10 protein-coding genes are annotated in these 14,963 nt (G+C 37.7%); 9 read left to right on the top strand and 1 reads right to left on the bottom strand.

Features of this window, described 5'->3' with window-relative positions; all coding sequences use genetic code 11:
- The first annotated feature begins 1,146 nt into the window (after positions 1 to 1,146).
- The 9 genes from HRT50_RS13605 to HRT50_RS13565 all read left to right on the top strand — a co-directional run bounded on the left by HRT50_RS13605 (position 1,147) and on the right by HRT50_RS13565 (position 14,343).
- Complete coding sequence (locus HRT50_RS13605) at positions 1,147 to 3,978, top strand: TonB-dependent receptor (RefSeq protein ID WP_291615362.1); 2,832 nt, start codon at positions 1,147 to 1,149, stop codon at positions 3,976 to 3,978.
- Between the two features lie 156 nt (positions 3,979 to 4,134).
- Positions 4,135 to 5,727, top strand: coding sequence for a tryptophan halogenase family protein (locus HRT50_RS13600; RefSeq protein WP_291615360.1), 1,593 nt, complete (start codon positions 4,135 to 4,137; stop codon positions 5,725 to 5,727).
- Between the two features lie 68 nt (positions 5,728 to 5,795).
- Positions 5,796 to 6,524 (top strand): SapC family protein, encoded by a 729-nt coding sequence (locus HRT50_RS13595; RefSeq protein ID WP_291615358.1) that lies wholly within the window; start codon positions 5,796 to 5,798, stop codon positions 6,522 to 6,524.
- A gap of 42 nt (positions 6,525 to 6,566) precedes the next feature.
- Entirely contained in the window at positions 6,567 to 7,277 is a 711-nt protein-coding gene (locus HRT50_RS13590) for a DUF6445 family protein (protein WP_291615356.1), read from the top strand.
- A 131-nt stretch (positions 7,278 to 7,408) separates the two neighbouring features.
- A complete protein-coding gene (locus HRT50_RS13585) occupies positions 7,409 to 7,981 on the top strand; it encodes an RNA polymerase sigma factor (RefSeq protein ID WP_291615354.1) in 573 nt (190 codons plus the stop codon).
- Positions 7,978 to 9,018 carry a FecR domain-containing protein gene (locus HRT50_RS13580; RefSeq protein ID WP_291615352.1) on the top strand — a complete coding sequence of 347 codons (1,041 nt, stop codon included), beginning with the start codon at positions 7,978 to 7,980 and terminating at the stop codon, positions 9,016 to 9,018. Before HRT50_RS13585 ends, HRT50_RS13580 begins: the two co-directional genes overlap by 4 nt.
- 262 nt (positions 9,019 to 9,280) lie before the next feature.
- Positions 9,281 to 10,717 (top strand): sugar porter family MFS transporter, encoded by a 1,437-nt coding sequence (locus HRT50_RS13575; RefSeq protein ID WP_291615349.1) that lies wholly within the window; start codon positions 9,281 to 9,283, stop codon positions 10,715 to 10,717.
- A gap of 433 nt (positions 10,718 to 11,150) precedes the next feature.
- The gene (locus HRT50_RS13570) at positions 11,151 to 12,128 is read left to right on the top strand and encodes a glucokinase (RefSeq protein WP_291615348.1); all 978 of its coding nucleotides are present in this window, start codon (positions 11,151 to 11,153) and stop codon (positions 12,126 to 12,128) included.
- A gap of 961 nt (positions 12,129 to 13,089) precedes the next feature.
- Positions 13,090 to 14,343, top strand: a complete 1,254-nt coding sequence (locus tag HRT50_RS13565; protein ID WP_291615345.1) for a bifunctional diguanylate cyclase/phosphodiesterase — start codon at positions 13,090 to 13,092, stop codon at positions 14,341 to 14,343.
- Between the two features lie 153 nt (positions 14,344 to 14,496).
- Here HRT50_RS13565 and HRT50_RS13560 read toward each other — a convergent pair whose 3' ends face one another.
- Positions 14,497 to 14,877: an ACT domain-containing protein gene (locus HRT50_RS13560; RefSeq protein WP_291615344.1), complete on the bottom strand. Its 381-nt coding sequence runs from the start codon at positions 14,875 to 14,877 to the stop codon at positions 14,497 to 14,499.
- Positions 14,878 to 14,963 lie beyond the last annotated feature (86 nt).

The following is a 14,963-nucleotide window of genomic DNA, read 5'->3' as shown; positions in this document are numbered from 1 at the left end:
ATCCAATAGTTAATAATCAATGCTTAAGATGATATCAGAAGTCAGTAGGCTATATCCGCTTTTCTTCGGCTAGGTGAGGGTCTAATCGGCAGGTTTTGTATTCGAAGTTACTGTCTAAAATGTGCGCATTCGAGACATAAAGACTTACTGAATGTTAAGGTCAACTTTCCGATCATATAGCGGACATAAATTTCTACTTCTATGGCGGAAAGGGGCACATAGCGCCTTTTTATTCTAAGCTTTTAATTGCTCTTGATAGGTTCCCATTAGTTAATACAACACCTCGCTATTTACTGACAGTTTAGGATTGATTTTTATTGCTAATTTTTTATTGCAATAACGTTCATAGCAGCTCCGACTCTAATGTCCACTATATTCAGGATACCTGACATTAGCATCTATACTCTGAGGGTAATTGTAGTGACCAACTAAAGTTTGGTATTAAACGCGGCTTGGGCGCTTACTTTAGCCCGTCATAGAATAAGCCTTCGGCGGTCATTTAACTTACCCTTTATTTCACGTGTGCGTTTTTCGATGACAGTTTAATCTGTACGATTTTCATTAACCATATATGTCTGCTGGTATATGAAAACCTTGCTCATAACTCCTTCTAAAACTCCCTTTTATCATCTGAAATACTCAGGCAGAATTATTTACCTAGTAAATATAATTTAGTTTTGTAAGAATGACTTTAGCTCAAATTACATTTTCTCACTAAAAAATAACAAAAGGTTACTAATGCACTGGCGGAAAAGTTTTTTTCAATCGTCTTTAATATTTGTAAGCGAAAAGCTTACTGTTGAAGTTGTTGAGCAGCGAAAAATTAACTCACTTGGCCTTGCGGCAGTACTAACACTAACATGTGTACCTTATGTTCAGTGTACCGAGTTAGCTAATGCTATTTTGTTCAATATTCCTCAGCAAAGAGCAGATCTTTCGCTCACTCAATTTGCAGAGCAGGCAGATTTAACGCTTATTTTTTCATTTGATAAAGTAAGCGCTACTACTGCGAATAAGTTAACTGGCAATTATTCTATTGAACAAGCCATTGAACTTTTGCTTGAGGGTACAGAGTTAGTCGCAACATTGAGTGATCAAGGTCTGCTTTCCATAAATAATAGAAATGATTTGGGGAAGACAGATAACATGTTTAAAAAAAATACATTATCGACTGCAATTGTCGCTATTTTAGCGTCTACTGCCTCAGTGCAAGCGAGCGCTGAAGAAAATAAAGTGGCAGAAAAAGAAATTGAACAAATTACCGTTACCGGTATTCGAGGAGCGCTTGGCCGTGCTTTAGATACTAAACGTGAAGCAAGTGGTGTAGTTGATTCTATTTCTGCTGAAGATATTGGTAAGTTTCCAGACACCAACCTAGCAGAGTCATTGCAGCGCATTACTGGTGTTTCAATAGATAGATCGGGTGGCGAAGGTCAAAAAATAACCGTACGTGGTTTTGGTCCACAATTTAATACCGTGCTTGTTAATGGTCGACAACAAGCATCTGAAGATCCTGGGCGTGACTTCAGTTTTGATACCATTGCTGCAGAAATGGTAAGTAGCTTAGATGTGCATAAGACATCATCAGCAACGGTTCAGTCAGGTGGTATTGGTGCTACTGTTAATATCGAGACGGCAAAACCATTTGCGATTAACGGTTTTAAACTAGCGGGTAGTGTTAAAGCTATTTATGATGGTAATAGTGAAGAAACCTCTCCGCAAGCCTCATTGTTAATTAGCAATACTTTTAATGATGATACCTTTGGTGCTTTATTTGCCGTATCATATTTAGAACGTGAAACACGTTTAAATCGTGCTCAATCAGCCGGTTGGCGTGAAAACTCATCTTTTACTCGTGGCATTCCAACAACAACATCCGGAGAAGTTTATACCGGTAATGTTTTTATTCCACAAAATTTTGATTCATTGGTTACCACAGAAAAACGTGAACGTACTAATGCTAATTTAGTATTACAGTACGCACCTACTGATGATCTTATCATTACCGCTGATGCCTTATATTCTGATTTTGATGTTAAATCAGATACTAGCTCATATGGTCATTGGTTTACCTCTGATAATGTTGAAAATGTTGTTGTTGATGCTAACGGTACTGTTACGGACATGTATCAACAAGTAGGCTTAGCCACTGATTTTCACGCCAAAAAAGGGGATCGTTTAACTGATTCACTTTCTATTGGTCTAAATTTTGATTGGGATGTTAATGATAATTTGAATATGCAATTTGATATCAGTAACTCTAATGCTAAACGAGAAGCCAATAATGGCCGAGGCGGTAGCTTAGCATTATTAGGTTATGCCAACCGAGTTCAATGGACTCTGGATAATAATATTTTGCCTTATTATTCTAATTTTGCTGATGCTGATACTACAATCTATAGTGGTCAACAAGAAGGTGATGGTGTTAATCAAGATCCAAACAGCCCTGATTATGTGCCGCCACAAGGTGTTTCTAATTATTTAGATACGGCCAACAGTGGTGCCCATGTAATGATTCGTGGCAGTAAAGAAGTTGAAGATGATGTTACTCAACTTAAGTGGAGTAACGTTTGGACAGCTGATGGAGATACAGGTTTTGCGGCTGCCCGTTTTGGTGTGATGTATTCGTCTGAAACTAAAACAGTAAATACTTGGAATAACACTGATAGCGGTATTCACTGTACTTATTGTAACTACCAAGATTTCCCTGATGTGAGTGCCTTTCCACAAGAAATATTTGATGCAGGCAGTGACTTTTTAAGTGGCGTTAGTGGTAGCGGCCGCACACCAACACAGTGGTTATCTTTTGATGGTGAAGCATTATTTGATTTCTTAGGTGATGTGGAAGGTGTTAATTTTGATGCAGTAAAAACCAACAACTCGTTTGAAGTTGAAGAAAAAACTACCGCTTTATATCTAGAAGCTGATTTTGAGGGTGAGATTGCCGGTATGCTTATCTATAGCACAGCAGGTTTCCGCTATGAAAACACTGATGTTAATGTCGGTGCTACACAAGCTAACGTTGAATCATTAAGCATTCTTGATGCGACAGAAATGCTTGCATCATATGGTCCAGCATCAGCATTTAATGAAAGCAGTAGCTATGGTGAATTTTTACCTAATCTGAGCGCTAAATTAGAAATAACTGATGAAATAGTTGCTCGTGCTGCAGTATCAAGAACTTTATCACGTCCTACTTTAAGTAGTTTACGTCCTATAACAACTTTGGACACCACTCGCCAAGGTAATTTACAATCTTCAAGTGGTAATGCTGCGTTAGTACCTTTTACTTCCGACAACTTAGATTTATCACTTGAATGGTATTACGGTGATGCTAGTTATCTTTCTGCGGGATATTTTAGAAAGGATGTTAATAACTTTATTATTAGTAGTAAATCTCCTAAAGAGTTTGTTACTTCTGATGGTAGCTTGTTAACTGATCCTTCTACAGGCAATGACGTCAGTGCGCCAGATCCGGCTGACCAAGTAGCAGTATTTACCAATACAGCACCAAGTAATGGCGAGTCGGCAATTATTGATGGTTGGGAACTAGCGGCACAACATATCTTTGATTCGGGTTTTGGCCTGATGGCAAATGCTACGCTTGTTAGTAGTGATGCAGAATTAGATAATACTGATATTACGCAAGTCTTTGCGTTAACCGGGTTAAGTGATTCAGCTAACTTTGTTGCTTTCTACGAGAGTGGCCCGTTCCAAGGTCGTATCGCTTATAACTGGCGTGATACTTTCCTGTCCAGCCTTAGTCAAGGTGCTGGTGATGGTGTTACTTACGTTGAAGAATATTTTCAGTGGGATGCTAGTGCTAGTTATGACATTACTGAGCAAATTACGGTATTTGTCGAAGGTATTAACTTAACGGAAGAATTCACTCATAGTCGCGGACGTTTCTCTAATCAATTATTAGATATCGTTGATAGTGGTCGTCGACTATCTGTTGGTGTACGTGGCACATTCTAGTTAGCGTATTTTACTAGATTAAGACTTCTATTCTATCTCTGTTGATAGGGACTAGAAGTCTTATTTTGTATTTATAAGCAATAAAATTTATAGATGAGTTTATTTCCCTACGCTTATAACCGCTTCTTTACACACTAAAATACTTGGTCGTAAATCATGAATAAATTAACAAAAACAGTGGTCATTGTTGGTGGTGGTATTGCTGGTTGGCTAACCGCTGGGCGCTTAGCAGCTAAACACAAAAGTAATACCGAGCAGGGCTTAAAAGTTATTCTTATTGAGTCCGCTAACATTCCTGCTGTTGGTGTTGGTGAAGGGACTTGGCCAACTATGCGTAGCACACTGAAAGCTTTAGGCATTAGTGAAACAGATTTTATTCGTGAATGTGATGCTAGCTTTAAACAAGGCGCTAAGTTTGCTAAGTGGTTTGACGGTACTGAAGATGACTTTTATTACCACCCTTTAGTTTTACCACAAGGGTTTGGCAAAACCGACTTAGCAGCACATTGGCTAGCTAAGCAAGCACAACCAACACAAAATAATGAGCCTATTAACTCATTCTCAAATGATGTCTGTTTTCAAGAAGCTATTTGTGAGCGAGGGCTTGCGCCAAAAACAATTAGACATGCAGAGTTTGCTGATGTTGCTAATTATGCCTATCACTTAGACTCGGTGAAATTTGGTCTATTTCTACAAAAACATTGCCAAAAAAAGCTCGGTATCACGCATATCATTGATGACGTTATTGCGATAAATAGCGCTGATAATGACACGACAGGTAATAATGCCGAGAAGGGTGATATTATTTCAGTCAGCACCCAAAATCATGGGGATATTACCGGTGAACTTTTTGTTGATTGCACTGGATTTTCATCACTTCTGTTAGGCAAACATTACCAAGTACCTTTTAAAAAATGTGATGACATTTTATTTATTGATACCGCACTCGCGGTGCAAGTACCTTATAATTCAGAAGACTCACCTATCGCTTCGCATACTATTTCTACCGGACAACAAGCGGGTTGGATTTGGGATATAGGTTTACAACATCGTCGTGGTGTTGGTTATGTTTATTCAAGTAAACACTCAACTGAAGCAGAAGCTAGAGCGGTACTTGCTGACTATGTTGGCGATAAATTTTCATCACTTAACGTGCGTAAAATCCCTATTATCAGTGGTCACAGAGAGATATTTTGGCAAAACAATTGTGTTGCGGTAGGTTTGTCAGCCGGATTTTTAGAGCCGCTGGAAGCTTCAGCTTTAGTTATGGTGGAGCTTGCGGCACAAATGATCAGTGAACAATTGCCCGCATCAAGAGTGGTGATGGATATTGTAGCTAAACGTTTTAATGAAACTGCGTTATACCGCTGGGATAGAATCATTGATTTCTTAAAACTACATTATATTTTAAGTGAAAGAACCGAGCCATTTTGGACCGATAATCGAGATGCCAAAACCATTCCGCAAAGCTTACAAGACTTGATGACAGAGTGGCAATACCGCGCGCCAGCCGATCATGATTTCACCAGTAATAATGAAGTATTTCCTGCGGCCAGTTATCAATATGTTCTTTATGGTATGGGCTTTAAAAGTGATTATTGTCATACCCCCTATACACTTGATGACCGTGAATTTGCTAATAGTCAGTTCATGAAAAATAAAGTCTTAATTGATAAAGCGTTATCATCATTACCGAATAACCGAGAGTTATTAGAAAAAATTAAAACCTATGGTTTTAGTCGTATTTAACTCAGTTTAATAAGTTAGGTTTTCATAACCAGTTGAAATTGTAGTATCACGTAAAAGAGTAATCATAAATGGCACAGTTAATTGCGATAGATAATAAAAACCACCTGAATTTAAAAGTAGATGCCAGTAAAGCCGAATTACATGGTGCTAATTTGCACCTAGTACCTGCGGTAATGTCAGAGTTTAGCAATATGGCAGTACAGTATCCCTTAATGATAACCAAACATGCCGATACTGGACAATTTGTCTGTGCTGGCATGTTGGGTTTTGAAGCCGGAGAGAACTTATTTTGGCAAGAAGGGGAATGGCAAGGGCTATACCTGCCTTTACAAATTAGGCGGCAGCCCTTCTTTCTCGGTAATCCTGAAGAAAGTGCAACTCAAGTGGCTTCAGGAGATTATGTTGTCTGTTTTGATAGTGACAGTCCAGCAATATCAGCCGATGAAGGTCAGCCATTATTTAATGAAAATGGTACAGATACAGAGTGTTTTCAGGAAGCTAAATCTTGCCTAGTACAGCTATTACAAGGCGAGTTAGCAAATAAAAAGTTAGTTGAAATGTTAGAAAAAATGCAGCTATTGCAAGTAATGAAAATGGAGATTACTTTTGCTAATCAACAAAGCACAACTTTAAACGGTTTGTATACGGTTAATGAAGAAAAGTTGGCTGCATTACCGGAGGAAAAAATCGCTATTTTGCATAAAGCAGGTTTACTGCCGGCCATTTATGCCTTAATCATTTCTCTTGGGCAAATGCATAATTTGATTAATCTGAAAAACAAACGTCTAGCTTATTAACTAATTATTAAGCCGCTCTCATGTATTTTGTAAGGTATATCGATGTTTAATTTTAGTTTAAATGATCAGCCAGAAATCACTAAAATTACTATTGGAGCAGAGAAAACACCTTTACTGATTATTGATGATTTTGCCAACTCAGTCACTGATCTAATTGGTTTTGCTGGTGAGGGGGCATCTTTTCAGGCGGATAATAAAAATTTTTACCCCGGTAAACGTAAGTTAATGCCTAAGGAATATGGGGAGAAAATATGCAGTCAGTATTTGCCATTATTTCAATCTTATTTTGGTTTTCCTCTTGTTAGTTCAGCCAAAACGGTTATGTCAGCTTTAGCACTTGCTGATACGCCTGCCGAGCAATTGCGACCAATGCAAATGCTGCCACATATTGATAACCCGCAAAGTAATCAACTTGCTATAGTGCACTATTTGTGTGACAAAAAACATGGTGGCACGGCTTTTTATCGTCATAAAAAAAGCGGTTTTGAGGCCATTACGCAAGCGCGTTTATATCCCTATGCTAGCCAAGTAAAAAAAGAAGCTATTGCTAATCAAATACATAAAAACCCACATTATATGAGTGGTAGCGACAACATGTTCGAACAGCTATATTCAGTAGAAGCATGTGTAAATAGAGCGATTATCTATCCCAGTAATTTATTGCATTCAGGCAATATAAATACGGCTTTAGGTTTGTCATCGACGCCGAAAAAAGGTCGTTTAACTATTGGTAGTTTTATTTTGCTTGAGTAACACTTTTGCCCTTTTGTATTTTTTTATCAGCCACACTAGCGGAAAATTATTTGCCATTCGTCTTAAAGGTAAGCAATAGATAAAAAATAAAATTCACGCTTAGCTAAAACTAAAAAGTGATAACAAACATTATGACAAAAGAAAATACACTACATAACAGTTTTATGGCCGTTAGGCAGACTATGCTCAGAGTGATCTCGCGTATTGTGCCACCGCGGGAAGTTGAAGACATTGTCCAAGAAACTTACGTACGTATATGCCAAATTGAAAACAAAGAAGCCATTAAACAGCCGCGTTCATTTTTATTAAAAACGGCAAAAAATTTAGCCATAGATCACCTAAAGCGGGCTGAAGTGAGATTGGTTGATGCCGTAGACGATATGGCTGAATTTGAGCATTTTGTTAGTGCTGATGATGCCATATATCAGCAAGTCGCTACGGACGAAGAGTTTAGTCAATACTGCCAAGCAATAAGGCAGTTGCCGATACAATGTCGTAAGGTATTTGTTTTAAAGAAAGTTTATGGTTACTCGCAAAAAGAAATTGTGAAAAAATTGTCTATTAGTGAAAGTACAGTAGAAAAACATATAGCCTTAGGCGTTAAACGCTGTACCTATTTTATGATGCAACTAACTAAAGAAGAAAGAACGGAAACAATGAAAAATAGTAAAAAAAACCATCAGTTGAGAGGAGATCGCTCATGACTAACGTTTATTCCCTCAATAATAATGACGATGATGTTATGTTTGATCAAGCTAGCTTATGGGTAGCCAGAATGGATCGAAACTTAACTGAGTCTGAGCAAACTGAATTTAGGCTATGGTTGGCAGAAAATGCTCAACATCAAAAGTTGATCATAGAAATGGCCAGCATGTGGGACAAAATGGACTCCCTTGACCGTTTAGCTGATCTTTTTCCTGCTGCCAATAAAGCAGAAACTAAAGTCAGTTCAGCAAAATGGCCAATAGCGTTAGCCGCTTCATTGGTCATGGCATTACTGGTAGCTTTCTTTACCGATAATAATTTGAATTGGTTATGGCAAGAAGAACAACAGTTTGTTCGTTACCAAACAGCGGTGGGTGAGAGCAGCACTATTTATTTATCGGATAATTCCAAGGTATTGCTTAATACTGATAGTGTTTTATTAGTACGTTATACCGATGATTATCGATTGCTTAATTTACAGCGCGGTGAACTGCATGTCGAAGTTGCCCATGATAAATCTAGACCGCTCAGTGTAGTTGTTAATCAAAAAGTCATTCAAGCAGTAGGTACTGCTTTTAGTGTGCAGGTTAAGGTAAGTGAAATAGAGCTTATTGTTACCGAAGGTAAAGTAATTATTGGCCAGCTTAAAGAAAAACAACAAGTTAACGAAGAAGCGCTCAGCATACCAGCCAGTTCATTAGCGGTATCTAAAGGGGAAATTGCCTCCTTAGCGTTAGCGAAGACTGGCGTAGATACCGTGTCTGTTATAGATGATAAGACTATTAAGAAAAGTTTATCTTGGCGACAAGGCAACTTAGTGTTTACTGGTGAAACCTTGGCTGAAGCGATGGCTGAAGTGAACCGTTATACCTCGGTAACGTTTGAAATTGCTGATGAAGAGCTGAAGCAGATAAGAATAGCTGGTCGCTTTAAAACCGGTGATGTAAAAGGGCTAATCGCCGTGCTCGAACAAAATTTTAATATTAAGACTGATAGAGTGAATACAGGCTTAGTAGTATTGAGAAAACAAAGTTGAATGATGCCTTATTCCGTTAACTAAACTCCCTTTGCCAAACAGAATGTTGTTTTCATATTTTTTGACTAAAACTGATTTTTTGTTTGGTACTTTTATTTTTTAATCATATTTCTTACTTAAAAGACTCTTTATTTTTAAAGCGTCATAGCAGTGTGAACACTTGCATGCAATAACATAATAAAAAGGCTTTTAGTTTATGAATTCAATGATTATTTACCTAGTTAATTATACCTATACAGACCAATTAAAAGGATACCATTAGATGACCGCCCCTGCGCCTGATATTGCAATACAAAAACTGCACGACACTGAAGAAATTCAAACCTCATTTTTATACGTATTATTTATTTCCTCCGTGGCAGCCCTGGGTGGTTTTCTCTTTGGTTTTGACTCCGGTGTTATTAATGGCACAGTAACCGCATTAGGAAAGGCCTTTGATTCTAGCGACATAGGAACTGGCTTTAATGTCGCCTCGGTGCTGCTAGGTTGTGCTGTTGGTGCCTTGCTGGCCGGGCCCATATCTGACCGCTTTGGCCGTAAACCCATCATGATCATTACTGCGATTATCTTTGCCATTAGCGCATTTGGCTCTGGTATAGCAAATTCGTCGGCTGAATTTATCTTTTATCGTTTGATTGGCGGCTTAGGTATAGGTGCTGCATCAGTACTGGCTCCTGCTTATATCGCAGAAGTTGCCCCTGCAGCTTTACGAGGACGTTTAGCGACCTTGCAGCAATTAGCCATAGTATTGGGTTTGTTTTCCGCTTTCTTAAGTAACTACATCATTGCCGCTGAGGCTGGCGGCGCTGAAGCTATTTTGATGTTGGATTTCGCCGCTTGGCGTTGGATGTTCTGGATAGAGTTACTGCCGGCTGTGTTATTTTTAGTGGGGGTGATATTCATTCCTGAGTCACCACGCTATTTAGTCGCTCAAGGTCAGATTGAGCAAGCCAGAGCTATATTCAAACGCATAGCAACGGGTGTTGAAGATGAGCAAATTGAAGAAGTTAAAAAATCTCTGCAAGGTGATAAAAAGCGAAGCATTATGGATCTTTTTATTGACGGTAAGAAAAAAATTCACCCTATCATTTGGGTAGGTATCGGATTGTCGGTATTCCAGCAATTTGTCGGTATTAATGTGGTGTTTTATTATGGCGCGGAGCTATGGCAAGCCGCGGGTTATGACGAATCACAAGCGTTATTTATTAACCTGATCACCGGCACAACCAATATCATCGCTACCTTCATTGCCATTGCACTGGTGGACAAAATCGGCCGTAAACCCTTATTATTGGTCGGTAGTGTTGGTATGTTTGTCACTTTAGGTGCGCTGACCTTTATCTTTGGCACAGGTGGTTTAGATGAAGCAGGTCAATTGGCCTTAAGCGATACTACCGGCACAGTGGCTTTGGTTATGGCTAATTTGTTTGTGGTGTTTTTTGGCTTAAGTTGGGGGCCCATCGTTTGGGTGTTGTTAGGCGAAATGTTTAATAACCGCATCCGTGGTGCTGCTTTAGCTATCGCGGCAAGTGCCCAATGGCTAGCAAACTTTGCCATTACCATGACCTTCCCGATATTATTAGGTAGTTTTGGTTTGGCTGGCGCCTATGGTTTATATACAGTATCAGCATTGCTGAGCATATTCTTCGTCATAAAATACATAAAAGAAACGCGTGGTGTTCGTTTAGAGGAAATGTAAAAGTAACTAAAATTCACTCGCCTATGTTTTGTAAAGCATCATAGGATGAGGTGATCATTAAGAGCTGTAGATACCCGCTCCACTTGAAGATGCTCGTTTCAGGAAACTTGAGCGAATCATAAACAAGCCACATTTTTTGTTAATGGTTATTCAGGAGAATGTGCTCCTGCATTCTCTAAGAAGCTACATCCATGTAGCGTCCTTAAAAAAATGTAACGAATAATATGTTTTGCTCAGGTGTCCCCGAAAAGCTGGTTTATAAACGTTTTATGCTGCGTTATTGATTTCGACAATAGAATAACTATTCTCTTTAATCAATGCCTTACCTAAAGGCGTTTAAAATTCCAGCTGAATCCTGCATTTTCAAGTGGAACGGGTATTGATATGACAGCCCTTAAATTAGTCATATCAATTTGAAAAGTGATAAATAAATATGAACGATCCCGTTAACCTTGTTGCCGATATTGGTGGCACAAATATCAGACTTGCCATAAGTGACAGCAATAACACGCTTATCGATATTGAAACTTATCAATGTCGAGATTTCTCTTGTTTACTAGACGTAATTCAATGTTACTTAACGGAGAAAGAAATAGCACAAGTCAGTATTAATGCCTGTCTAGCTATCGCTTGCCCGGTAGATACTGACATCATCTCGATGACTAACTTACCTTGGCAGTTCTCACAAACAGCGCTGAAAAAAGCACTGAACTTAAACAAATTAATACTTATCAATGATTATACTGCCATAGCCATGGCTATTCCTATGTTAACGGATGATCAAAAAGTTAAAATTGGTGGAGGTAAGGCGCTATTAGGTAAAGCTATTGCTGTTTGTGGACCAGGTACTGGTTTAGGTGTTGCTAACTTATTACCGATAACGAACAAATGGTATTGTTTTGGTGGTGAGGGTGGTCATGTTGATTACGCCCCCATAGATGATAAAGAAATTAAAATATTACGACATATAAAAACGTTTAAAAAACGAGTTTCCTACGAACAATTACTTTCTGGCTATGGTTTAGAGCAGATATATCAAGCATTATTAATTATTGAGCACGGGGTTAATTTAGCAGAGCAACCCACGAAATTAACGGCAAAAGATATCAGTACTCAAGCGTTAACTAAAAAGTGTTTACTCAGTCAGCAAGCATTGGACTTATTTTGTCAGGTATTAGGAAGTTTTTCGGGCAATCTCGCCTTAACAATGAATACCCAAGGCGGTGTTTACATTGCTGGTGGTATAGTGCCTCGTTTTATTGATTACCTTAAAGATAGTGATTTTAGGCTGCGCTTTGAAGCTAAAGGACGTATGTCACCGTTAAATAAAGAAATCGCCACCTATGTGATCACAGAGCAACAACCAGGTTTACTCGGGGCTTCAGTGTATTTAAATCAAGTTATGACGTAAGCCGATAAAGGCAGTAGAGTTTTTCGTTTTAAGGTTTACAACAATTTTAGTGAGGACTATTTAGTAGGGTACTAATGTTTGGCGAGAGTTACATTATTTATCCATCCGCATTCCTTTATTTTGAGGGTTATTGGGCTAACGAGTATTATTTATTCTAAATGAGGATAAATAATACTCTTCAAATAAAAACGCGAGTGTAGTTAAAAAACTTAATGATTGTCAAGCTGGCTCACTGACCAGACTCTGATATTTTAGAAGCATATCGCTGGCCTAAACCAGCGATATGCTTTGAAGGTTTCTCTATTTATTTGTTAAGGGGTTAACATCTCAACTTCTCCGGTTTAACGATATAGATAAGACCGACTAAAATAATTTTCCTCATCACTCAAATTACGCAATACGTTACTTTTTTGATAAATGTCGTCCATGGTACGTTTTACGTTAATTTCGGTAATAGCTGGCTGTGCTCGTTCCTCGCTATTATATCCGCTTTTCTTCGGCTAGATGAGTGCCCTGTTGGTAGTGAAACGATGTCTTTTTTAATGTTAGCTCTATGAGCTGGTAGTAGGCTATAGAGCTTTTATAGCAAAGGATTAAGTGCCTTTTGCTCGAATATGTAAAACCTTTAACTAATAACTCCTTTTTATAAAAAGTCAGCTTATATAATTTCGATAATTCATTAATTTATAAAACGGGGCAGAATTTTCATTTCGAGGAATCCTGACTGATGTAGAGAAACATTGATGATAATAAAATATATAACAGTTGTTAAACTTTCATTTTTGGCCGGCAGCACATTACGCCTGAACGGGTTATCTTTAAATATAAAGTACTCGATCATATGGTGGAGAATACAACTATTGCTATTCTATAAATTAAAAAAGATAGTCTATAATCATTCCTAAGGATTTATTTATATTGCTCACGGAGGATCTTTATGAAAGAAAAGGTGTGTGTAGTAATGAAAGAAAATGATCTCCTCTTAGAAAAGTCTATCTATCGTTTATTTGAAATAACCCCTGTTCCAATTGCCTTGTCTTTTCCTAGCGGCAAACTTGAATATGTTAATCCTGCACTTAAAAGAATGCTTGGTTATGAAGGTGACGAAATATATGCTAATAAAGTCACTATTACCCACCTTGATGATATTCATGTTAATGAAGCCATAAGAAAAGAATTAACTCTGCACCCATTTGTACCCATTCAAGTGGAAAAAAGATATAAACATAAACTAGGACATACTATTTCTGTTCAATTGAATATTGTTGCACAAGCAGATAATGACAACTTGATAAAAAGGTATATTGCACAGTTAATAGATTTAACAACGATCAAAAAATCAGATGCGGCAGAAATACTACTCAATCATTTAGTAAATAAATCCAATGATGCCATTTATGTTGTTGAACCTGAGTATGGCCAAATTTTAAATTGTAATCTGTTGGCGCATCAAAGATTAGGTTACTCCAAAGATGAATTACTCAAGCTATCAGTTTCAGACCTTAATTCGAAATTCGATATAGAAGGTAAGTGGAAAGAACATTGTAAACGGATAAAGCTTGCAGGAAACATTGTTATTGAATCCACACACACAAGAAAAGATGGCACTAAATTACCCATAGAAGCGAGCATTAGTTTCATTGAATATAATCTTAAATGTTATTTACTGGCAATCGTAAGAGATATTTCAAGACGTAAAAAGAAAGAAATAGCAGCATTGGAATTAGCTAATTTAGACCCCTTAACTAAACTTCCTAACAGAAGAACACTTGAAATTAAATTAGAAAAGCTATTTAAAAAGTCAAAGTTAAAAAACACATTGATCGGATTTTTCTTCATTGACCTTGACCATTTTAAGCTTATTAATGATTCACATGGTCATAGTGTTGGCGATGAAATTTTAGTCGGTACGGCTAATAGATTAAAGCATTGTATTAGAGAATCAGATATTGTTACTCGCATGGGGGGAGATGAGTTTCTTGTAGTAATAAGTGGTGTTGAAGATCGTTCATCTATAAAAATAATGGCTGATAAATTACAAGAAGAATTCAATTCACCTTTTAAAGTTCAAAAACATTTAATACCAGTAAAAGCTAGTATTGGGGTTTCTGTGTATTTAAATAACAATGGCGATGCCCACACCTTAATACAATTGGCAGATGAAGCAATGTATGAAGCTAAAAAAAAGCTTGGAACGTCCATTTACTATATATAAAATTACTCAATACTGTCTTTAGCAGTCAAGTAAAACCAGTCATAAATTTATCCTCAATGGGAACAGAGTACCCATTGTCTCCCTAATATTTATGCACGCTTAGGTACCGATAGCGTCTCTAGTTTTGAAAGCAGATTAAATTATGCATTAGCTCTATATCACTAGATATTGATTATCCCGCAGCGCTGAAATTGCCTGATTAATAAACTCTTCTTTAACCAGGATATAATCAGTATCGAAAGTAGATATGGCGAAAATACTAATTTTCTCATTGGCTAATATCGTAGAAATGTTCGATAAAATACCTGTCATGGTTAAAGCCAAAGGACCAACAACCTCTAACGCTTGCCAATTTAACTCCACTTCATCACTGGCAATAGTAATGCTCTGTGGCAAGACAATGGAAATTTCATCGAAAGTCTTAGCGATAAAAAAAATACTGGCGCTAAATACCTCTCCTGGGATAGTAGCACTTTCGGATAAGCTATGAATGGCAAAGTGCTCGTTAATTAGTCTAAGTGTTAACTGTGACATCAATGTCCTTAAAGGTTGCTAAAGTCGTGTAACTATAGCACTTGTTAAGTACCGTCAGGCTTAAATGACCAAGATGACTATAGGTT

The organism is Colwellia sp., from assembly GCF_013215345.1.
Taxonomy (GTDB): Bacteria; Pseudomonadota; Gammaproteobacteria; order Enterobacterales; family Alteromonadaceae; genus Colwellia.
This window is presented reverse-complemented; position numbering and strand designations above follow the sequence as displayed.